This is a genomic window from Candidatus Amarolinea dominans, from assembly GCA_016719785.1.
Classification (GTDB): Bacteria; Chloroflexota; Anaerolineae; order SSC4; family Amarolineaceae; genus Amarolinea; species Amarolinea dominans.
Map to the genome: position 1 here is coordinate 98,631 of JADJYJ010000014.1, position 19,078 is coordinate 117,708.

The window sequence follows — 19,078 nt, forward strand, 5'->3', positions numbered from 1 at the left end:
ACACGATCATGAATCATGACATGAGCGATCCCAACATCCGCATCGTCCGTTGGCTCTCCCTTCTCTACGGCGAGGAAACCGCGGCCCAGGTCTGGCCGGCATTGGCCGGCCGCATGGACGAGTTCCGTCGGCAGCGCAGCCAGCGTCCGGCGCGCAGCCAGGCGCCGCTGACCGAGCGCGACGCCATCCTTATCACCTACGCGGACCAGTTTCGTGAAGCGGACCGCCCTCCTCTGCAGACGCTGGCCGCCTTTCTCTCTGACCACCTGGCCGGCGCCATCAGCGGGGTGCATCTCCTGCCCTGCTTTCCCTCGTCGTCCGATGACGGCTTCTCCGTGGTTGACTACCGGCAGATTGCGCCTGAGCTGGGCGACTGGGACGATGTGACCGCCATCGGTGAACGCGGCCGCCTGATGTTCGATTTCGTCGCCAATCACATCTCGCAGCACAGCGCCTGGTTTCAGGCCTACCGGCGGGGCGAGGCGCCCTACCGCGACTTCTTCATCGAGGCCGACCCCGCGGCCGATTTGTCCCAGGTCGTGCGGCCGCGCGCACTGCCGCTGCTGACGCCGGTCACAGGTGAGACCAGGCCCCAACCCGCCCTGGCGCCCGCCGTTGTCACGCGCCACGTCTGGACCACCTTCAGCGCGGATCAGATTGACCTCAACTACGCCAACCCGCAGGTGCTGCTGGAGATGACCGACGTGCTCCTGCACTACGTGGCGCACGGCGCGGAGATCATCCGCCTGGATGCCATCGCCTACCTTTGGAAAACGATCGGCGCCCCCTGCATCCACCTGCCGCAGACGCATGCCGTGGTCAAGCTGTGGCGGGCCGTGCTGGACGCGGTCGCGCCGGGCGTCCTGTTGATCACCGAAACCAACGTGCCGCACGCGGACAACATCAGCTACTTCGGCGCGCCCCTGGCCGGGACGGCCGCGACCGATGAGGCGCAGATGGTCTACAATTTTTCACTGGCGCCGCTGACGCTGCACGCCCTGCAAACCGGCGACGCCGGCCGCCTGTCGCACTGGGCGGCCACGCTGAAACCCCCTGCGCCGGGCGCCGCCTTCTTCAATTTCATCGCCTCCCATGATGGCATCGGCGTGCTGCCCGCGCGCGGCATCCTGGGCGACGCCGAGGTGCAGGGGCTGGTGGCGCGCACCCTGGCTCACGGCGGCCGCGCCTCGGTCAAGGCCAACCCGGACGGCTCGACCAGCGTGTACGAACTGAACATCACGCTGTACGACTTCCTGAACGACCCTGCGGCGCCGGATGCGCATCTCGACGCGCCGCGCTTCCTGGCCTCACAAGCCATCCTGCTGTCGCTGGCCGGCGTACCTGGGATTTACGCCCACAGCCTCTTCGGCTCCCGCAACTGCCATGACTGCTTTGCCGAAACCGGCCGGGCGCGCTCCCTCAACCGCCGCAAGTTCGACCGGCCTGCCCTGGAAGCCATCCTGGCCGATCCTGCCCGGCATGAGCGCCGCGTCTTCGACGGCCTGCGCCGGCTGCTGCGGCTGCGCCGGGCCGAGCCGGCCTTTCACCCGGCCGCAGACCAACAGGTACACGACCTGGGACCGGCGGTCTTCGCAGTGCTGCGCACACCGCCTGGCGCGGGCAGGCCGGTGCTGTGCCTGGTCAACGTCTCCTCTCAGCCGCAGACTATTCCTGCGCCGCGAGCCATCCCCGGTCTGCACCGCGCCGGGGCCATTCACGACTTGATCGAGGAGACCGCGCCAGGGCGCAGCAGTTATCGAACTAGCGGCCTACCAGGCCCGCTGGTTGGTTGCCAGCCTCGACTGAAAACACAAACAGAGTCACACCTGGGCCACATCATGACCCGCCTCGCAGGCTCCTGGCCCTGGTGGATGCGCCGTCCGCGCCAGATTTCGACGAGGCGCTGATGGTGCATGCGCCAGCGGGTTGTGTGGTATACTGCAATCGGGCACGAATTGCGCCTGTTTCCGTAGGCGGAAAAGTGAAGTCTATTCCCGCTTGCAGTATAAAATACGTGCAGCGGTAGCTTGGCTATCTCATCGTCAGCATTGCTTGGGCTATGAGGTATAATATATGCGGTGGCCAGCAAGGCGAGGCGGGTTTGGGTTCTGTCAGATCACTTCCCTGCATTCAATTTCAAGTCCTGGGCCGACACGGGGGAGATGCGCTTGGCGCCGATCACCGGCTTGTTCGGGGCCAACAGTTCAGGCAAGACCAGTATCCTGCAATTCTTGCTCCTGCTCAAGCAGACTGTGGACAGCAAGGATCGGCAGCGTGTGCTCCATCTAGGCGACGAGCGGTCATTGATCAGCCTGGGCTCATTCCACGAAAGGGGGGGTTCGCCATTGGCCGGCGTCCCTTCGGCATGCGCTTGCCGGGGCTATCCGCCCAGCCATCTCCGCGCAAGGTACAGGCAACCGCTCCCACCGACGAACTCAGCTTCAGCGCTGCCATTCGCTCGGTTCGCGCTGGAGAACTCGACGTGATGCATGTCGAACGTTTTGCCTATCGCTTTCGCGAGCGCGCCTTGGGCCTTGTTCCGGGTTATTGCCTGGTTGCCGAGGGGTATCCGAACCAGGAAGAACTGCAAGCGCCCGGTAATCTGCCTGCGCCGGATCGTTTCTATGGTTTTCCCGGGGGGGGGGGGCGGCCCGCTGGCCGGTGTTCGATTTCCCTCCCTCGCCCCGGGCGGTCGGCAGGGGCGCCGGGGTTGATCACCGATGTCGGTTTTGGAGTATCACAAGTCCTGCCAGTGCTTGTGCTGTGCTACTATGCGCCAGAAGGCTCTATCCTTCTGCTGGAACAGCCGGAGATCCATCTACATCCGGCCGTGCAAGCTGGCCTGGCTGATGTTTTCGTAGAAGTAATGAAGGAACGGCGCATTCAGATCATCCTCGAGGCCACGCGGCATCTCTGGGCTGCAGAGACTACGCCCTGAACGGCGTCTACTTCACCACTGGGGACGGCGCATCCAGACGGAGGGCGACGGGTTCGGCAACATCACCAACTGGCCGCAGGACTTCTTTGGGGATGAGTTTGGCGAGTTGGCCGCGATGGCAGAAGCCGAGATGCGACGCCAGCAGGCAGAAGAGGCCACGCAAACGGCATGAAGGTCATCGTAGATACCAATGTCCCGATCGCAGCCAATAAGATGTCGTCTCAAGCCACACCGGGCTGCATCGAGACATGCATTCGCGAGTTGAAAGAGATCGAACGCCGGCACACATTGGTGTTGGACGACGGTTGGCGCATCCTGCGTGAATACCAGCGCCACCTCAAATCATCGGGACAGCCTGGCGTCGGCGATCGCTTTCTGAAATGGGCTTTGATCAATCGCCACAATCCCCAGCGTTGCGAACAGGTTCACATCACAGCATCGCTGGCGTCAGAGGAAGATCAGGAATTCGCCGAATTCCCTCAAGACTTGCGTCTGGCTGGCTTCGACCGCTCCGACCGCAAGTTCGTAGCGGTTGCTTTGGCTCACCCGGAACGGCCGCCGATCCTCAACGCGCTCGATACCGATTGGTGGTACTTCCGAGAACCACGAGCAGCACGATGTTCGGGTGGTATTCTTGTGCCCGGAGACCATGCCCGACGGGTGATGCCGGTGCAGAGGACGCTTTTCTAACGCCAAGACGCCAATGCCCGGCCTCAGCTAATCGAAAAGCTCGACCCTCCCGGCCCTTTGACGACGTTGATGCGCACGGGGAACTGGTCTTTCAGCTCTTCGATGTGGGTGACGACGAGGATGCGCTCGAAGTCCTGTTGGATGGAGGTGATGGCCTCCACCAGGCGCTCGCGGCCGGCGGTGTCCTGGGTGCCAAAGCCTTCGTCAATGATCAGCGTTTGCAGCCGCGCGCCGGCGCGCCGGGCCAGCAGTTTGCTCAGGGCGATGCGAATCGCCAGGTTGGTGCGGAAAGCCTCGCCGCCGCTGTACATCTCATAGGGCCGCACGCCCAGTTCATCCCTGATGATGATGTCCAGGGTTTCGATGGTGTCGCCCTTCTTGGTGTCGCGCTGCGACTGGAACTGAACGCTCATGCGTTGATCGGTCATGCGGCCCAGCAGGCGATTGGCCTCCTCTTCGATCTCAGGAATGGCCGCCTCGATGATCATCGCGGGCACGCCCTTCTTGCCAAAGGCCAGCTTCAATTCGTCGTAAATGGCCCGCTCTTCGTTCAGCTTTTGGCGACGCTCGGTCAGCTCAACCTGGCGCACGGCCTGGCGCCGGCAGGTTTCGATCTGCTGACGCGCCGCGCCCAGGTTCTGCTGCGCGCGCTCCAACTGGCTCTCCAACGCTTTGATCTCCGCGCCCTGCTGCCGCAACTGCGCGTGGATGCCCGGCAGCTCAGCCACGGCCTCGCGCAGCGCGTCTGCCCGTTCCTGATCGGCCGCGGCCGCGGCCTGCCAGCGCGCCAGGCGCTGTTCCAACTCGCCCACCTGGGCGGCCAGGCCGGCATGTTCCTCCCGCGCCCGCGCCAGCTCACGCCAGCGCGGTTCCCAGCCCGCCAGCGCGGCCACCTGTTGGGTGGTCGCCGCGTGGCTGGCCGCATCGTAAACGACCGCGGCCATCTCCGCCTGAAGTGCGGCCAGCTCAACCTGGCTGGCGCTGGCGTAGTCGCGCTGCGTCAGTTGTTGGGCGAGTTGAGCCAGCGTCTGCTCCTGCTGTACCGCCTCAGCCTGGGCCTGGGTCGCTTCGGCGATGGTGGTTTCAGCCTGCGCCTTCTGCCGTTCCCACGCCGGCCGCTGCCGCAGCGCGATGTCCAGGCGCGCAACCTGCTCTTGCAACTGGCGTTGCCGTTCGTGCAGGGTCTTACTGCTGTTCACGTTGGCCCGATGCTGGTCGCCCAACGCCAGGCCCTGCGTCCGGAATTCGGCCAGCACGCGCTGGTGATCGTGGCTGCTCAAGGGCTGGCGGCAGAGTGGGCAGTTGGCCTCGGCCTTTTCCAGGTCATCCAGGCGCTCCTTGAGCGCATCCATCTCCTGCTTGAGCTGTTTGTTGACCTGCTCCAGGCGGGCGCGCTCCTCGCCGGCTTCACGCTGGGCTGCCTCGGCCGCGGCACGTTCTACCTGCAGACCATCCAGCCGCGCCAAATCGGCCTGCGCCTGCTGCAGCATCTGCTGGGCGCTGGCTGCCCGTTCGCGGCGCGTCTGCAAGTCTGCCAGGCGCGCCTGGGCCACGCGCTGGCGCGACTCGATTTCGCCGCGCGCCCGGGCAATCGTCGCTTCCAGCTCACTGCTGGCCGCGCGGCGCCGGGCATGATCCAAAGCCCGCTGCTGCCAGCCCGCCTCCGCCTGGCGCGCAGCCTGTAGCGCCGCATAGCCCTGCTCGATCTCCTCCGGCTGGGCCAGCAGGCGCTCGAACGCATCCAGGCGGCCGCGCCGGCCGGCGAGGTCGCGCTGCGTGCCGTCCATGTCCTGCTTCACCTGGGCCAGGCGCCGCGCCAGATCGTCCAGCTCACGCTGCGCACTGACGCGCACCTGGCGCTGTTCCTCCGTGGCGCGCTGCATAGCCTCGGCCGTGCGCAGCCTGAGCGCCAGATCGGCCACCTGGCCCTGCGCGGTCTGCGCCAACGCCTCGATCTCTGGCAGCCGGGCCAGCTCGCGCTCGATTTCGCCCAACTGCGCCTGCGCCGCATCGGCCTGGCGCTCGGCATCCTTGAGAAGCTCCTTGGCCCGCGCCTCGAACTCCTCATACGCATCCAGCCCCAGGATCTGCGCCAGGATCGCCTTGCGACTGGCCGGCGGCATGGTGGTGAACACATCGGCCTTGCCCTGCTGCAAATAGGCCGAGTTGACGAACGTCTCGTAATCCATGCGCAGAAGCTGCACGATACGCGCCTCCGTCGCGCGCACCGAGGTCTCTGTCAGCACACGGAAGCCATCGGCCGCGCGCACCTGCAGTTCGAGCACAGTGCGCCCGGCGCCCTTGCCGCTGCGTTTACGCAGCACACGGTAGAGATTGCTGTACAGCTCGAACTCGATTTCGACCTCCATCTCGCCTTCACCCTGACGAATGAGGTCGTTGTCGTTGCGGGCACGCGCCTTGCCCCACAGCGCCCAGGTGATCGCGTCGAGCAGGGCGGATTTGCCGTGACCGTTTTCACCGGCCAGGCAGGCCAGGTGAATGCCCCGCAGATCGAGCGCAGGGGCGTCGGCGTAGGACATGAAGTTGTGCAAACGAAGTTTGGTTGGGATCATAGTTGTCCTGTGTTATAATGATGATAGATGAACCTTCAGAATTATACCATACAGGGCAAAGGAGCGAATGGATGAAACACGCGGTTTCGATCAGTCTGGGCAGTTCAACACGGGATAAAACGGTTGAGATCGAGCTGTTGGGCGAGCAGGTGCGCATCGAGCGCCGCGGCTGTGACGGCGATGAGCGTAAGGCGCAGCGCCTCTTCACCGAACTCGACGGCAAGGTGGACGCGTTTGGCGTCGGCGGCGTCGAGCTTTACCTGCGCCTGGAAGATCGAGAGTACCCGCTGCGCTCTGGCCTGAGCCTGATCAGGAATGTGCATAAGACCCCAGCCGTAGACGGTCGCGGCCTCAAGCATACGATGGAGAAGCGCGTCATGCAGATGGCCGAGCCGCTGCTGGAGACGCCCATCCTCGACCGCCGCGCGTTCATGACGCTGGCGGTGGATCGCTACGGCATGGCGCAGTCGCTGGCCAGCGCCGGTTTCGAGGTGGTTTTCGGCGATCTGATGTTCGGCGTCGGGCTGCCCATCCCGGTGCGCGGCCTGCCCGCGCTGCGCCGCCTGGCGCGGGTGCTGATGCCGATCATGGGCCTGCTGCCGATCAGTGTACTTTATCCGACCGGCAGTTCGCAAGAAAAGATCACGCCCAAATTCGAGTCGTGGTATCAATGGGGCAGCGTGGTGGCCGGCGATTTTCTGTACATCAAGCGCCACCTGCCGGAGCGCCTGCCGGGCAAGATCATCGTTACCAACACCACGACCGCGGCCGACGTGGAACTGCTGCGCCAGCGCGGCATCGCCTATTTGATCACCAGCACCCCGCGCATCGAAGGCCGCTCTTTTGGCACCAACATGATGGAAGCCGCGCTGACCGCCGTAGCCGGCAAGGGGCGTGTCCTCACCACGGCCGAACTGGAGGACATGATCGCCGCCGCCGGCTGGCAGCCAAGTGTGCAGAAAATAAATTAAAACCCCTGCACCTTGCTCAAATCCACAATCCCATCCGCCAGCGCGGCGATGGACTGCAGCAGACCCAGGTTGGCGCGGCGCTGCGCAGGGTCGTCGGCCATGACCATCACCTGCTCGAAGAAGCGGTTGATGGGCGCCGTCAGGCCGATCAGCGCGTTGACCAGCACGTCCGCATCGCTGTCCGGCGAAATCTGCGCCTGCGCCACCAGGTAGCTCTCATAGAGCTGCCGGCTGACATCCGCGGTCAATGCGTCCGGCGCCAGCGGGTAGCGCTCCGTCAGCGGGCGCACGATGCGTTTACAGCGCGCGTACGCGGTCAGCGCGGCCGGCCAGGCCGGGGTCCGAAGCGCGTCTTGCAGCGCCGTCACCGTGCGGAAGGTCCGGTACGGATCATCGGCCCGCACGGCCAGGACGGCATCCACCAGATCGAAGCGCAAACCCTGATCCTTGAGCATCTGCTCCAGGCGCCGCGCCACGAAGACGGCGGCATCCTCACCGGCCTGCGCCGAGACCGGCGCCGGCAATTGCTGCGCGGTTAGCGCCAGGCCGCCACGCACCGAGAAGAAGGCCTGGTGTTCGATCAGATTGGCGACGATGCCCAGGGCCGCGCGGCGCAGCCCGAACGGATCGGCCGAACCGGTAGGCGCCAGGCCCACGCTGAAAAGGCCGAGCAGACTGTCCAGCCGGTCCGCCAGGCCGACGACCAGGCCCGGTTTGGCGCGGGGCAGACGGTCGCCGGCAAAGCGCGGCAGATAGGCCTCGAAGATGGCCGTTGCCACTGCCTCTGATTCTCCACTCTCACGCGCATACTCGCGGCCCATGATGCCTTGCAGCGAGGTCATCTCAGTCACCATCTGGGTACCCAGGTCGGCCTTGCTGAGCTGCGCGGCGCGCACGGCGGTCGCGGTCTCATCTGCGCTCAGGCCCAGGCGTTCAGCCAGGACCGGTGTCATCCCTTCCAGGCGCTGCGCCTTGTCGAGCATGGAGCCGAGCTTTTCCTGGAAGGTCATGGTCGCCAGGCGGGGATTGTAGGCCGCCAGCGGCTTTTTGCGGTCCTCACGCACGAAGTAGGCTGCGTCCGCGTAGCGCGCCCGGATCACCCCTTCGTTGCCATGCCGCACCACGTCTGGATCGCGGGGCGCGCCGTTGGCCACGGTGATGAAATAGGGCAGCATCTGCTCCGATCCTGCCCGCATGACCGGGAAGTAGCGCTGGTGCTTCTTCATGACGGTGATGAGCACCTCGCGCGGCAGGCTCAAATAGGCCGGGTCGAAGGAGCCGAGCAGCGCGCACGGCGCCTCCACCAGGTCGGTCACTTCATCGAGCAGCGCGGCATCGTGCGGAATTTCGCCGCCCACCGTCGCGGCCAGCTCGGCCAGTTGCTGCGTGATCAGGGCGCGGCGCTGCGTCCGTTCGACCACTACGCCCGCGCCGGCCATGGCCTGGTCATAGTCGGCCGCCTGCGCGATGTCAATGGCCGGCGAGTTGTCCGGCCGCAGGCCGCGGCTGGTGCGGCCGCTGCTGGCGTTGCCGTAGGTGAAGGGAATGACCTGGCCGCCGAACAGGGCCACGAACCAGCGGATGGGCCGCGTGAAGGCGACGCCGTTGGAGTTCCAGCGCATGGGCTTGCCAAAGCTCAGGCTGGACACCAGGGCCGGCAGCAGGTCTCGCAGCACCTGCGGCGCCGGCCGGCCAGGAATGGTCTGTACCGCGTACAGGTATTCGCCGCTGGCATCGCTGCGGCGCACCAAGTCGGCCACGGCCAGGCCGTACTTGCGTGCAAAGCCCTCCGCAGCCTTAGTCGGTTGGCCCTGCGCATCGAACGCGGCTTTGAGCGGCGGCCCCTTGACCACCTGTTCGTCGTCGGCCTGCCGCGGGGCCAGCCCTTGTACCTGCAGTACCAGGCGCCGCGGCGCGCCTGTGGTCGTCAGCGCAGTAAAGCTCAGGCGAGCCTCGCTCAGGCGCTGGCGGGCCAGCGTTTCTAACTGAGCGCTGCCCAAGACCACATCATCCACGGGCAGCTCTTCCACGCCGATCTCGAAGAGCAGGTCTTGCGCGGTCCCCGCCGGGGCCGGGGATTCAGCGGCCTGACCGGCGGAGACGGCAGCGGCGGCGGCTGTGCTGCTTTCGGCCAGCCACGGATACTCCAGGCGCTGGCGCTGCTGCCGGTATTCGTCTGAAACCTGCCGCGCGAGGTCGCGCATGCGGGCGAAGTAGCTGGCGCGCTCGGTCACACCGACAGCCCCGCGGGCATCGAGGATGTTGAAGGTATTGGAGCAGCGCAGCACGTTGTCGTGTGCAGGGATCACCAGGTGATGGCGCAGGGCGTTCTTGGCTTCGGCCTCGAACAGGTTGTACATCTGGCGCAGGTTGTCCACATCAGCCACGTCGAAGTTGTACTGGCAGTGCTCGATCTCCGGTTGCAGGAGCACATCGCCGTAGGTGCGGCGGCCGTCCCAGTCAATCTTCCACACCTCGCGCACATCTTGCAGGAACATGACGATGCGCTCCAGGCCGTAGGTGATCTCCACGCTGATGGGATCGAGCGGCACGCCGCCGGCCTGCTGGAAGTAGGTGAACTGCGTGATCTCCAGCCCGTCCAGCCAGACTTCCCAGCCCAGGCCCCATGCGCCCAGCGCGGGGCTGGCCCAGTTGTCTTCGACGAAACGGATGTCGTGCTTACGGCGTTCGATGCCGATGGCTTCCAGGCTTTGCAGGTAAAGTTCCTGCGGATTGCCCGGATCAGGCTTGAGGATGACCTGGAATTGGGTGTGCATCTGCATGCGGTTGGGGTTTTCGCCGTAGCGCCCATCGTCCGCACGGTAGGACGGCTCGGCATACGCCACGTTCCACGGTTCTGGCCCCAGCACGCGCAGCACGGTGGCCGGGTTCATCGTGCCCGCGCCCACCTTTTCGCTGTAGGGCTGCCAGATCAGGCAGCCCTGCTCGGCCCAGAAGTGCTGCAGGCGCATGATAACATCTTGAAAGGCGAATTGATTTGCGCTCATAAAAAATACTCGATTTCTGTTCTTTCTTGATTCTTCTGTCAGATCGAAACGATTCTACCAGATGCTCAACTACACTGCAAGCGGCAATGGACCCGAAACTTCACTTTCCGCCCAAGAAACAGGCGATTTGCCAGGTTGAACAGACATCACCAAATTTGCCCCCTGGAAGGCCAAAACTGATGGCACGTCCTGGGGCACAGCCTGTCAATCCTGGGCATCGCAGTCTGAATTGCAGCAGGCTAGCAGTCGCCGGGCGGTTGCATTTGGTGTCCAAATGTGAGACAATGCCGTCATACCATCAGCGTTGCTGCACTGCAGGACGCAATGGAACGTATCTAAAAATCAGGGAGAAATCTATTATGTTAAGCAAAACGATGCAGGACGCCATCAATCAGCAGGTCAACAAAGAGCTGTACTCGTCCTACGTGTACCTGTCCATGGCAGCCTATTTCGAGAACCAGAATCTGCCGGGCGCGGCCCAATGGATGCGCAAGCAGAGCGCGGAAGAGACCGAGCACGGGATGAAGTTCTTCGAGTTCTTGATCGAGCGCGGCGGGGCCGTGCTGCTGCAGGCGATTGCGCAGCCGCCCACCGCCTTTGGCTCGCCGCTGCTGGCGTTCGAGGAAGTCCTGGCCCACGAGCAGAAGGTGACGAAGTCCATCCATGACCTGTATGCCCTGGCTGTGAAAGAGGCTGACTATCCGACGCAGGTCTTGTTACACTGGTTCATCAACGAGCAGGTTGAAGAAGAGAAGAATGCCACCGGCGTTGTGGAGCAACTGAAGATGGTTGGCGATTCACCGGCCGCCCTCTTCATGATTGACCGCCAACTGGCCGCGCGCAACTAAGCCTGTTTTCGACATAGAACAGATGTTTCTACACAACAGCTTGTGGTCATTGGCAAATCGCACACAACCTGTAGGAACAGTCCTGTTTTCGCTCAAACGTTCTACGCGACGGCTTGTGGCAAGTGCCTGATGACCCACTACCCATTGGGGTGTCGAAAACAGGCTAAGAAACGGAAGTTGCGCCACCAGCCTGATTTTCGGCCACGAATTTCACAAACTGGCACGAAAAGCCCCCCGAACTTCGCGCTCGTTCGTGTCATTCGTGGCCGTTGTTGTCAGCACTGCGTGAGTTCTGTGAGGGAATATGATGAAAAAGCACTCTGTCTTTCTTCTATCGTTGCTGGCAGCCGTGATCCTGGGCGCCTGCGCCTCGGCGCCTCCGGCGCCGCAGTCTGTGGCGCCGGAGGCTGCATCGTCTGGCGCTCTCACCCGCATCAACGTAGATCAATTGGCCCAAATGCTGGCGGATACGAAGGACTTCACCCTGGTGAACGTCCATGTTCCGTTCGAGGGTGATCTGCCGGAAACCGACCTTTCGATTCCGTTCGATCAGATTGATCAACACCTGGCGGAGCTGCCCGGCCGGGATGACAAAATTGTTCTCTACTGCCGCAGCGGCCGCATGAGCGATATTGCCGCGCGGCGCCTGGTTGAACTGGGGTACACAAACGTCTACGACGTAACTGGCGGCATGGTCGCATGGGAGGCCGGCGGCCGTTCCCTGGTTCGACCCTGACCAGGTTACGTTCCCCAATCGGAAAGCACGACCAGTTCCATTTCCGGCTTCACCGGGTCATTGGTTTTCACCTTCACCCGGAAGTCGTGCAGACCCTCCATCCCCTTGTGCATCATGAATTCCATCGAAAGCTGCGTGCTCTGCCCTGGCTGGATGGTCGTCGAACCGACGACCGCTTTGGGCGGTCAGCAGCCCTGCTTGACTTCGACGACCGGCTGGCTCACGATCTGCAGGGGCTGGTCGCCGACGTTGCTAAGCTTGAAAGTGGCCTTGACCGGTATGTCAAGGGGCACCTTACCGAAATCAATCTGCTCCCGATCGACAACGAGGCTTGGCCTGCCGGTAACCTGTGCCGGAACGCTCGTACCGGACGAGCCGCGCCCGGCGCTCGCCAACAGCACGACGCCGACGACAATGACGAGCAACGCGCCGCCGGCCACATAGAGCGGCAGGCTGCTGCGCTTTGGGGGCGGGGTCTTGACCTTGCGGCCCTGTGGGACTTGATTGGCCTTCGTAGACATCTTTATCCTCCTTAGTAATCTCAGTTGGGGTCTTATTTCGCGAACAGAAACGTTCGGAGATAAGCGATCATCGCCCACTGTTCTTCGTCCGTATACAGCGAGCCGAACTCCGGCATGCCGGTGCCCATGCCCCCGCGCAGCAGCTTACCCTGGAGCAGCACATCGCTGGCCGCCAGCATGTGCGCAGGGTCGGTGAAGTCGGCCGGCCCTGACGGCATGGCGGGGTCCATTTTCTGCATGCCCGGCAGATTGAGGCCGGCCGGGCCTTTCCCCTTGCCATCCGGGCCGTGGCAGGCCGCGCAATCGCGGGCGTAGAGCGTCGCGGCGCGCGCGAGCGCGGTGGGCGAAACATCCTTCATCCACGCCCACGCCACCAGGTTCCAAACATCGGCATCGCTCAGCGCGGCGTTGGCGGGATCGGCCCGCAGGTTATCGAACGCGCCGGCGGGCGCAAGCGTACGGCGTGTGGCCGGGTCGGTCAGATCCTGCGGCAGCGCCACATTCAGCGCCGCGCCCACACTGATTGAGGGTGTGGCGTTGGGCGTGGCATGCGCCTCGTGCGGCATGGCGTCAAGGTCAATGCCGAGCTGCTGGAACAGGGGCGGCTCTGTGGTCGCTATCACCGGCGGCGAACCTCCCGTGACCTCGATGACCCCGCGCATGCGCCAGTGATCCACACTGCACCAGCGGGTGCAGGCGAAGGCATAACGCCCCGGCTTGTCCGGCGTCACGTCCACCTCAACCACCTTGCCGGGGTAGATATCATTGACATTGACGCCCAGGCCAGGGATGGTCAACCCATGCACCACGTCCGGCGAGCTGATGCGCAGCCTGACAGTCTCACCTACCCGGAGGCTCAACCGGTCCGGGCTGAACCCGCCCTGCTCCGGCGCGCGGGCCACGATCTCCACAATCTTGACGCCAGCCGAGGCCGTCCGCCACGCCTGGTAGCCAAAGATGCCGGCCGGGAAGGCCACCAGCACGACCAGGACGACCCCCAGGGCGAACAACTCCTCCTTGATTCGTGATCGGACGTGTTTCATCGCTTTCTTTGTTCCCCTGATTTCCCGTTCTCGATTCTCAGGCCAGGTACAAGCCCAAGAGCCCCAGCGTCGCAGCGGTACAGAAGACCGTCACGGGCGCTGCGGCCCACGGCGTTTGGCCGTGTTGGCGGGCCGTGCGCAGCGCGAGCGCGATCGCCGCGGTGAGGCCGATCAGCAGCACCGGCACTTGCAGGTAGGGTATGAGACCTGGGATGTAGGGCGTCCATTTCAGGCCCACCGTGCCCAGCAGGTTCCACCCCCAGCCCAGCGGATCGGACAGCACCGACCAGGCATACGAGAAGTTCACCAGGACGAACGACAGCGAGAACGCAATCCAGGCGGTCAGCCCCAATGGCACCAGGGTGGCCGCGTAATCGGAGAAGAGCTTGCGCATGGTCGTCTGCGCGGGTTGGCTGATCCACTGCCCACCGCGCACGGCCAGCCAGAACAAACCGGGCAGGATCGCCAGGTTCAGCGCCAGGAAGATGCCGGCGTAGGCGAACCAGCCCGGCGTGCCCACCGCCCGCGCGGTCTCTTTCAGCACGCCCCATGGCCCGATCAGCACCGTGGAGTAGATGAAGGCGCAGGCCAGCATGATCAGACCCTTGTAGGCCTCATCGAGCTTGTGGCCGGTGGTCTTGAGGAGGTCGGCGCCTGGTTGGCGCACGAAGAGAGCGATGTTGTCGCGCGTGCAGGTCTTCAGGCATTCGGTGCATAGCCCGCAGGACATATTGTTCGTCAGGCCGCCGGGGAAGACCAGCCAGGGGCAGCCATAGCCTTCATCGCTGCCGGTATAGCAGGTCTTTTCGGTGTGGCCGGCGCAGATCGCGGTGTCCTTCACCCGCAGTTCGATTGGTGCGATCTGGCTGTAAAGCCCGATGAAACCGCCGACCGGGCAGAGGTAGCGGCAGAAAGTGCGCCGTTCGAAGACCAGGCTGGTGCCGATGGCGACGATCATGAAACCAAGCAGCACCAGCGCGGTGGCCAGAGGCGTCGTCAGGATGACAGTGGAGAAGAGCGCGACGCCCAGGAAGCCCACGTTTTGCAGCCAGATGTTGCGCAAGGCTCGCGGCCACTGCTTGCCGAGGGTGTAAAGCTTACCCCCCGGCCGCGGCTGCACCAGTGCGCGCCGCTGCAGCCATTCGCCCGGCGCGGGGATGGGGCAGACGCCGCACCACAGCCGGCCCGCGAACGGCAGTAACAGGAGGATCAACAGCGCCCACCAGACGATCCAGACGAAGACGATGCCGAAGTTGCGGTTGCCGGCCGGCGTGCCGACCAGCCCCGCGATGATGGCCAGCACGAAGAAGAGCAGCGTGAGCGCAGTCAGACTCCACTGCAGCCAGCGCGAGCGAAGCATACGCTTGATGATGGGGACGTCCGAAATGGCGTAGCGCATCAGCGTTTCCAGAAGGCGGTCATCGCGCCGACCGCCGTGATCAGCGTGGCTGCGATCGCTCGCAGCCAGGTCAGGTTCGGGCCGACCACCAGCTTGCCGATCATGAATGGGTGCAGGTTGCCGCACGCCACATTGCAGCGAAAACGGAAGGCCCCGCTGCGGTCGGCGACAAAGGTGAGCTGACCTGGCCGGCCTGGCTCGGCCTGGGTCGCGAGACCATAGCCATCCACATACAATCCATGCACCACGTCGGTGGACTCCAGGTTGATGATCAGCGTATCGCCTCGGTTCACCCGCACCGTCCCCGGTTCGAACGCAAAACTACGAGCCGAGATCGTGATGTGGCGCTCCTGCGGCGCCGCGCCTATCACCGGCAGAGGCGCCAGTAAAGTCAACAACACGAGCGACATGGTGACTCCAGCCGCCCACCAGCGCGTCCTGGGGACGCTCGGCAAGCCCACCGCGCGGCCTCTGCTATCTGCCATTGGCCCTCTGCTCACTGGTTGGCCGGCCCGAACTTGCTGTAGGTGTCCACGATCTGCTGGCGGATAGCGGCCGGCGACTTACCATCGCCGGTCATCTTCATCACGTCGGTGGCGATGTCCACGCAGATGCTGCAACCCATGGCATGATCGTCGAAAACCGGCTTGCCGTCCGCGCCGAACTCCTTGATGTAGCAAGCCAGGTTGCTCTTGTGCCCGATGGCCCCGCAGCCACAGTAGCACGGCACGTTCTGCAAGGCGTCAGGGTTGGTGATCGCGAATTGGTAGGCCGTGCGCACAGCAACCGGCGCATCCTGCATCTGTTTAGGCAGGCTTGAAACGGACGCCAGTTTAACCTGACTATTCTGTTGCCCACCCGCGGTACAGGCTGCCAGCAGAAAGCTGCCGATGATGAGGCCCGGTAGTAGAAAGAAGAGTCGTTTTGACAAGGTGTTGCTCCGCGGAAGTCCTTTTGTTGTGAAGAATGGTGCTAACATCAACAAGCAACGGTAGTATACTTGCCTGGCATCATGGCCGTAAGCGCCGTCCGGCGCAAGGAGAGTGCGCCATTTGGCGCGACAACCACGCCAGCAGCCACCGCAGATTTGGAGCTCGCCTCGTGCTGTGGCACAGGGATGTGCCACAGCACGACCGCATGACCTGTTTCCCGCTACAGCCTTGTACTCTAAGCCTGTTTTCGACATAGAACAGATGTTTTTATACAACAGCTTGTGGTCATTGGCAAATCGCACACAACCTGTAGGAACAGTCCTGTTTTCGCTCAAACGTTCTACGCGACGACTTGTGGCAAGTGCCTGATGACCTACTACCCATTGGGGTGTCGAAAACAGGCTAAGTTATCTCATCGGAGTCACTGAGGGTAGCGCCTAACTGTGCTTAGTTTACCAAGAGCGCAGTGAAATACATGATGAGTAGACCTACCAGGAAGCCGCCGACGTTGGCCCATGAGTAAAGCGAAGCGCCTTCACGCTCGGCGTAGCCCTTGAGCAGCGCCGTTACTTCTACAACGACCTGCCAGATGGCGCCGACCCCCATGCCCAGGAACAGACTGGCCAGCAGCGGCGAGAAGGCGAAGCCGCCGATCCAGGCGCCGAGAATCGCGGGGGATCCGGCCAGCAGCGCCAGTCCCAGGAAGGTCAACAAAGCCGGACCTTCGGGAGCTGCTGCGGTGGTTGCCTCGCCTGTCTGCTTTCCAGACACCAGCGGCGCCGCAATCCCGATGCCTTCGGTGATGTTGTGCAGCGTGAAGCCGATCACCAGGAAGGATCCGAGCGCGGCTTCACCGAGCGCAAACGCCGCGCCGATAGCGAGGCCTTCGCCCAGATTGTGCAGGCCGATGCTGAAGGCGATCAGGGTTGCCAAGTAGACCCCGCGGCGAGCGGGAGATGAAGCGTCTGTCCTATTGCGCCGGCCCGAACCGATCGCCAGCAGCACCAGCCAGGTCAGCAGGGCGGCGAAGAGCACCAGCGGAATCCCCTGGAATGCGCCGGGCAGCACGGCCGCCACCTCGAACGCCTCCAACAGCGTGTCAATCAACAGGAACACCAACAGCCCCAGCGTCAACGCCAGCACGGCGCCGAGCCACTTGCGGCCCATCCGCTTCATCACCGGATACCAGAGCAGGCCCAGGCCCACCGGGATGATGCCCACGTAGACGCCAAGCAAGCCGTAGGCCGCGAACTCAGCCAGGCCGGGCTGCGGTGTGGGCGTGGCGATGGCGACTGCGCCCTCGAACGTGGCCCCGGTCGAGGTGACGATGCGGATCAGGTTCGGCTCGGTCGCCACCCAGGGATAGGGGATGGACAACACCGCCCGCCCCAGGCGGGGGATCGCCGCCGCCGGCGTGATCCGAAATTGCCAGTACGCATCATCCACCATCACCTGCGCCACCGTCACCGGATCAGGCCCGCCGTTGATGAGGTGCGCCTCGAAGCCAGCCGATGTCACAGTAATGCGCTCGAAAGTCAGGTTTTCGATGGGGGGCAAATCCGCTTTGAAGAGCGCAAGTGGGTTGCCGAAAGCAAAAACCGCCAGCATCAACGCCAACGCGACCAGCGGGATGAGACCGGAGACCCAAAGGGGCAGGCCCCCGGCAGTGATCCCCTTCTCTGATGTAGTCATTATGTCACCTCGGTCCTCACGCCGTGGCCTCGAACAGGCCCATCCAACCCAGCTCGGCCAGCTCGCTCTGGTGCGCGTGGAACATGTACTGGCCGGGGTATTCCAGGGTGAACTCCAGCACGTGACGCTCGCCCTGCCCCATGATCACGTTGTCAGTGTACTCGTACTGCTCCAGGTTGGTGCCGGTGCGGTAGAGCCGATACATGCTGGCGTGCAGATGGAAGGAATTCACGGGGTCGAACTCGGTCACGTTGACCAGGTAAACCCGGATCAACTCGCCTACCTTGACCTGGATGGGGTGTTTGACGTAATGGAACGCGACGGTGTTGACCGCGTAGACCTCGTTCTCGTTGTCGAAGTTGGTATCGAAGCCGTTCATCACCATCACCATCTCCCTCGCCGGCGGACGGCCTGCTGGCGGATCAATGATGAACGCCCCGTAGAGGCCCTTGTGGATGTGCCGCTTGAGGGGCATCACGTGGCAGTGATACAGATGCAGCCCGAACGGCTTGGCCTCGAACTCGTAGACGAAGTCGCCGCCGGTCGGGACCACCGGCGTCACGCCATCCATGCTCGGCGGATGGATGCCGTGAAAATGGATGGTGTGCGGATGAGCGGAGGCATTGCGGAAGCGGAAACGCAACAGGTCGCCCTGCCGGCAGCGAAACGTCGGCCCTGGAACCTGGCCGTTGTAGGTCCAGGCGGGGAAGAACACGCCCGGCGCCACCTCGATCTCTTTGTCAACTGCAGCAATCTGCCACTCGCGCACGGTCCGTCCATCGGGCGCCACACTCTCCTGACCCCAGTCGAAGTCATACAGAAACTCGGTCGGGTCGAAATTCGCCAAATTCACCTCGCCGACCAGCCCGCTGTTTTCACCGTGGGCCATCCCCGCAGCAGGGACCGCCGCCACGCCGGTGTGGTCAGCCACTGGTGTGTGTTCCTGCGCGGCGACGCCGGCCGCAAACAGAATGGCCACGCCACTCGTGGCCACGCTTGCGGCCAGAAACTCCCGTCTGCTTAGCCGCCCATTCGCCTTACTTTTCATCACAACCTCTCTTACATCCAATCCTTCTAGTTCGCTGGCGCTTCTTCCGCGAGGTCTCCTTCGATTTCTTTTTTCAGCGCGGAAGGAACATCGGCACTCTTGCCGCGTAGGCATGCCACTCCGCGCCGAATGTCTCTTCAAGCGAAACTTCTTCGCGCCGCGCCCGACGATGAAACGATGGCACAGTCATTGCCAGCAACGCCAGCGGCGTCCACGTGCGATATGTCAACAGGACTCCGAGTATCACCAGCCAGTAGCCAAGATACATCGGATGGCGGATGAAAACATACGGTCCGCGCTGGACGAGGCGATGTTTCTCCTGTAATGGTGCGGACGAACTTGTGCTGATCCCGTACACAGCGCCCAATGCCCAGCGCGCCCATAACGGGAGGAACAACCCGACGAGAAAGATCCCCAGCCCGATGGAGCGCAGAATCGTTGTTCCAGGTTCTGACAGGCGTAAAGGCAGGGGAATCCACAACACGGAACCGAGCCAGATAAACATGGCAATCGTCGTAAATCCGAGCATGACCTGTCCCCAGGCTGGCAAAGCAAACCAGCGGCTCGATATAGTCCGCGCCGATTTCTGCGAGCGAACACTGACAAGCCAACTACCTATCACAACGATCATGAGCACCGCTGAACCTGCACTCACCACCCAATCTGTGACGGTTTCCAT

At 63.4% G+C, this 19,078-nt stretch carries 16 protein-coding genes and 1 pseudogene; 7 read left to right on the forward strand and 10 right to left on the reverse strand.

Annotated features, from left to right (window positions below; genetic code table 11):
- Positions 1 to 20 precede the first annotated feature (20 nt).
- The 4 genes and pseudogenes from IPM84_15690 to IPM84_15705 all read left to right on the forward strand — a co-directional run bounded on the left by IPM84_15690 (position 21) and on the right by IPM84_15705 (position 3,602).
- On the forward strand, positions 21 to 1,907 hold the full coding sequence (locus IPM84_15690) for a sugar phosphorylase (GenBank protein ID MBK9094182.1): 1,887 nt from the start codon (positions 21 to 23) through the stop codon (positions 1,905 to 1,907).
- A gap of 152 nt (positions 1,908 to 2,059) precedes the next feature.
- The gene (locus IPM84_15695) at positions 2,060 to 2,938 is read left to right on the forward strand and encodes an AAA family ATPase (GenBank protein MBK9094183.1); all 879 of its coding nucleotides are present in this window, start codon (positions 2,060 to 2,062) and stop codon (positions 2,936 to 2,938) included.
- Positions 2,910 to 3,110 carry a DUF3696 domain-containing protein gene (locus tag IPM84_15700; protein ID MBK9094184.1) on the forward strand — a complete coding sequence of 67 codons (201 nt, stop codon included), beginning with the start codon at positions 2,910 to 2,912 and terminating at the stop codon, positions 3,108 to 3,110. The genes IPM84_15695 and IPM84_15700 overlap by 29 nt, the downstream gene beginning before the upstream one ends.
- A pseudogene (locus IPM84_15705) lies at positions 3,107 to 3,602 on the forward strand (hypothetical protein). The gene IPM84_15700 and the pseudogene IPM84_15705 overlap by 4 nt, the downstream one beginning before the upstream one ends.
- A 49-nt stretch (positions 3,603 to 3,651) precedes the next feature.
- Here IPM84_15705 and IPM84_15710 read toward each other — a convergent pair.
- Positions 3,652 to 6,201 (reverse strand): SMC family ATPase, encoded by a 2,550-nt coding sequence (locus IPM84_15710; GenBank protein ID MBK9094185.1) that lies wholly within the window; start codon positions 6,199 to 6,201, stop codon positions 3,652 to 3,654.
- A 71-nt stretch (positions 6,202 to 6,272) separates the two neighbouring features.
- On the opposite strand from IPM84_15710, the gene IPM84_15715 reads away from it, so the two are divergent.
- Positions 6,273 to 7,172, forward strand: a complete 900-nt coding sequence (locus tag IPM84_15715) for a quinate 5-dehydrogenase (protein MBK9094186.1) — start codon at positions 6,273 to 6,275, stop codon at positions 7,170 to 7,172.
- Here the strand turns inward: IPM84_15715 and IPM84_15720 are convergent.
- Positions 7,169 to 10,180 carry a glycine--tRNA ligase subunit beta gene (locus IPM84_15720; protein ID MBK9094187.1) on the reverse strand — a complete coding sequence of 1,004 codons (3,012 nt, stop codon included), beginning with the start codon at positions 10,178 to 10,180 and terminating at the stop codon, positions 7,169 to 7,171. The genes IPM84_15715 and IPM84_15720 overlap by 4 nt on opposite strands.
- 359 nt (positions 10,181 to 10,539) lie before the next feature.
- Here IPM84_15720 and IPM84_15725 point away from each other — a divergent pair, with 359 nt between their 5' ends.
- Both IPM84_15725 and IPM84_15730 read left to right on the forward strand, forming a co-directional pair.
- Positions 10,540 to 11,028, forward strand: a complete 489-nt coding sequence (locus tag IPM84_15725; GenBank protein ID MBK9094188.1) for a ferritin — start codon at positions 10,540 to 10,542, stop codon at positions 11,026 to 11,028.
- A gap of 307 nt (positions 11,029 to 11,335) precedes the next feature.
- Complete coding sequence (locus IPM84_15730; GenBank protein ID MBK9094189.1) at positions 11,336 to 11,764, forward strand: rhodanese-like domain-containing protein; 429 nt, start codon at positions 11,336 to 11,338, stop codon at positions 11,762 to 11,764.
- A 185-nt stretch (positions 11,765 to 11,949) separates the two neighbouring features.
- On the opposite strand, the gene IPM84_15735 is transcribed toward IPM84_15730, so the two are convergent.
- From IPM84_15735 to IPM84_15770, 8 genes are all read right to left on the reverse strand, one after another.
- Positions 11,950 to 12,285, reverse strand: a complete 336-nt coding sequence (locus IPM84_15735; protein ID MBK9094190.1) for a hypothetical protein — start codon at positions 12,283 to 12,285, stop codon at positions 11,950 to 11,952.
- Positions 12,286 to 12,317: 32 nt separating this feature from the next.
- Positions 12,318 to 13,328 (reverse strand): c-type cytochrome, encoded by a 1,011-nt coding sequence (locus tag IPM84_15740; GenBank protein ID MBK9094191.1) that lies wholly within the window; start codon positions 13,326 to 13,328, stop codon positions 12,318 to 12,320.
- A gap of 37 nt (positions 13,329 to 13,365) precedes the next feature.
- Positions 13,366 to 14,727 carry a 4Fe-4S binding protein gene (locus IPM84_15745; protein ID MBK9094192.1) on the reverse strand — a complete coding sequence of 454 codons (1,362 nt, stop codon included), beginning with the start codon at positions 14,725 to 14,727 and terminating at the stop codon, positions 13,366 to 13,368.
- A complete protein-coding gene (locus tag IPM84_15750; GenBank protein ID MBK9094193.1) occupies positions 14,727 to 15,212 on the reverse strand; it encodes a cupredoxin domain-containing protein in 486 nt (161 codons plus the stop codon). Before IPM84_15750 ends, IPM84_15745 begins: the two co-directional genes overlap by 1 nt.
- Before the next feature lie 11 nt (positions 15,213 to 15,223).
- Entirely contained in the window at positions 15,224 to 15,658 is a 435-nt protein-coding gene (locus tag IPM84_15755) for a hypothetical protein (GenBank protein ID MBK9094194.1), read from the reverse strand.
- 448 nt (positions 15,659 to 16,106) lie between these two features.
- The gene (locus IPM84_15760) at positions 16,107 to 17,351 is read right to left on the reverse strand and encodes a metal transporter (GenBank protein ID MBK9094195.1); all 1,245 of its coding nucleotides are present in this window, start codon (positions 17,349 to 17,351) and stop codon (positions 16,107 to 16,109) included.
- A gap of 16 nt (positions 17,352 to 17,367) precedes the next feature.
- Positions 17,368 to 18,399, reverse strand: a complete 1,032-nt coding sequence (locus IPM84_15765) for a multicopper oxidase domain-containing protein (protein ID MBK9094196.1) — start codon at positions 18,397 to 18,399, stop codon at positions 17,368 to 17,370.
- Between the two features lie 73 nt (positions 18,400 to 18,472).
- A complete protein-coding gene (locus IPM84_15770) occupies positions 18,473 to 19,078 on the reverse strand; it encodes an isoprenylcysteine carboxylmethyltransferase family protein (protein MBK9094197.1) in 606 nt (201 codons plus the stop codon).

What these genes read in the sequence shown, in the direction of transcription:
- IPM84_15765 (MBK9094196.1), bottom strand. Translation starts at nt 18,399, where the DNA reads ATGAAAAGTAAGGCGAATGGGCGGCTAAGCAGACGGGAGTTTCTGGCC.
- IPM84_15735 (MBK9094190.1), bottom strand. Translation starts at nt 12,285, where the DNA reads ATGTCTACGAAGGCCAATCAAGTCCCACAGGGCCGCAAGGTCAAGACC.
- IPM84_15715 (MBK9094186.1), top strand. Translation starts at nt 6,273, where the DNA reads ATGAAACACGCGGTTTCGATCAGTCTGGGCAGTTCAACACGGGATAAA.
- IPM84_15725 (MBK9094188.1), top strand. Translation starts at nt 10,540, where the DNA reads ATGTTAAGCAAAACGATGCAGGACGCCATCAATCAGCAGGTCAACAAA.
- IPM84_15720 (MBK9094187.1), bottom strand. Translation starts at nt 10,180, where the DNA reads ATGAGCGCAAATCAATTCGCCTTTCAAGATGTTATCATGCGCCTGCAG.
- IPM84_15750 (MBK9094193.1), bottom strand. Translation starts at nt 15,212, where the DNA reads ATGGCAGATAGCAGAGGCCGCGCGGTGGGCTTGCCGAGCGTCCCCAGG.
- IPM84_15730 (MBK9094189.1), top strand. Translation starts at nt 11,336, where the DNA reads ATGAAAAAGCACTCTGTCTTTCTTCTATCGTTGCTGGCAGCCGTGATC.
- IPM84_15740 (MBK9094191.1), bottom strand. Translation starts at nt 13,328, where the DNA reads ATGAAACACGTCCGATCACGAATCAAGGAGGAGTTGTTCGCCCTGGGG.
- IPM84_15690 (MBK9094182.1), top strand. Translation starts at nt 21, where the DNA reads ATGAGCGATCCCAACATCCGCATCGTCCGTTGGCTCTCCCTTCTCTAC.
- IPM84_15770 (MBK9094197.1), bottom strand. Translation starts at nt 19,078, where the DNA reads ATGGAAACCGTCACAGATTGGGTGGTGAGTGCAGGTTCAGCGGTGCTC.
- IPM84_15745 (MBK9094192.1), bottom strand. Translation starts at nt 14,727, where the DNA reads ATGCGCTACGCCATTTCGGACGTCCCCATCATCAAGCGTATGCTTCGC.
- IPM84_15710 (MBK9094185.1), bottom strand. Translation starts at nt 6,201, where the DNA reads ATGATCCCAACCAAACTTCGTTTGCACAACTTCATGTCCTACGCCGAC.
- IPM84_15760 (MBK9094195.1), bottom strand. Translation starts at nt 17,351, where the DNA reads ATGACTACATCAGAGAAGGGGATCACTGCCGGGGGCCTGCCCCTTTGG.
- IPM84_15695 (MBK9094183.1), top strand. Translation starts at nt 2,060, where the DNA reads ATGAGGTATAATATATGCGGTGGCCAGCAAGGCGAGGCGGGTTTGGGT.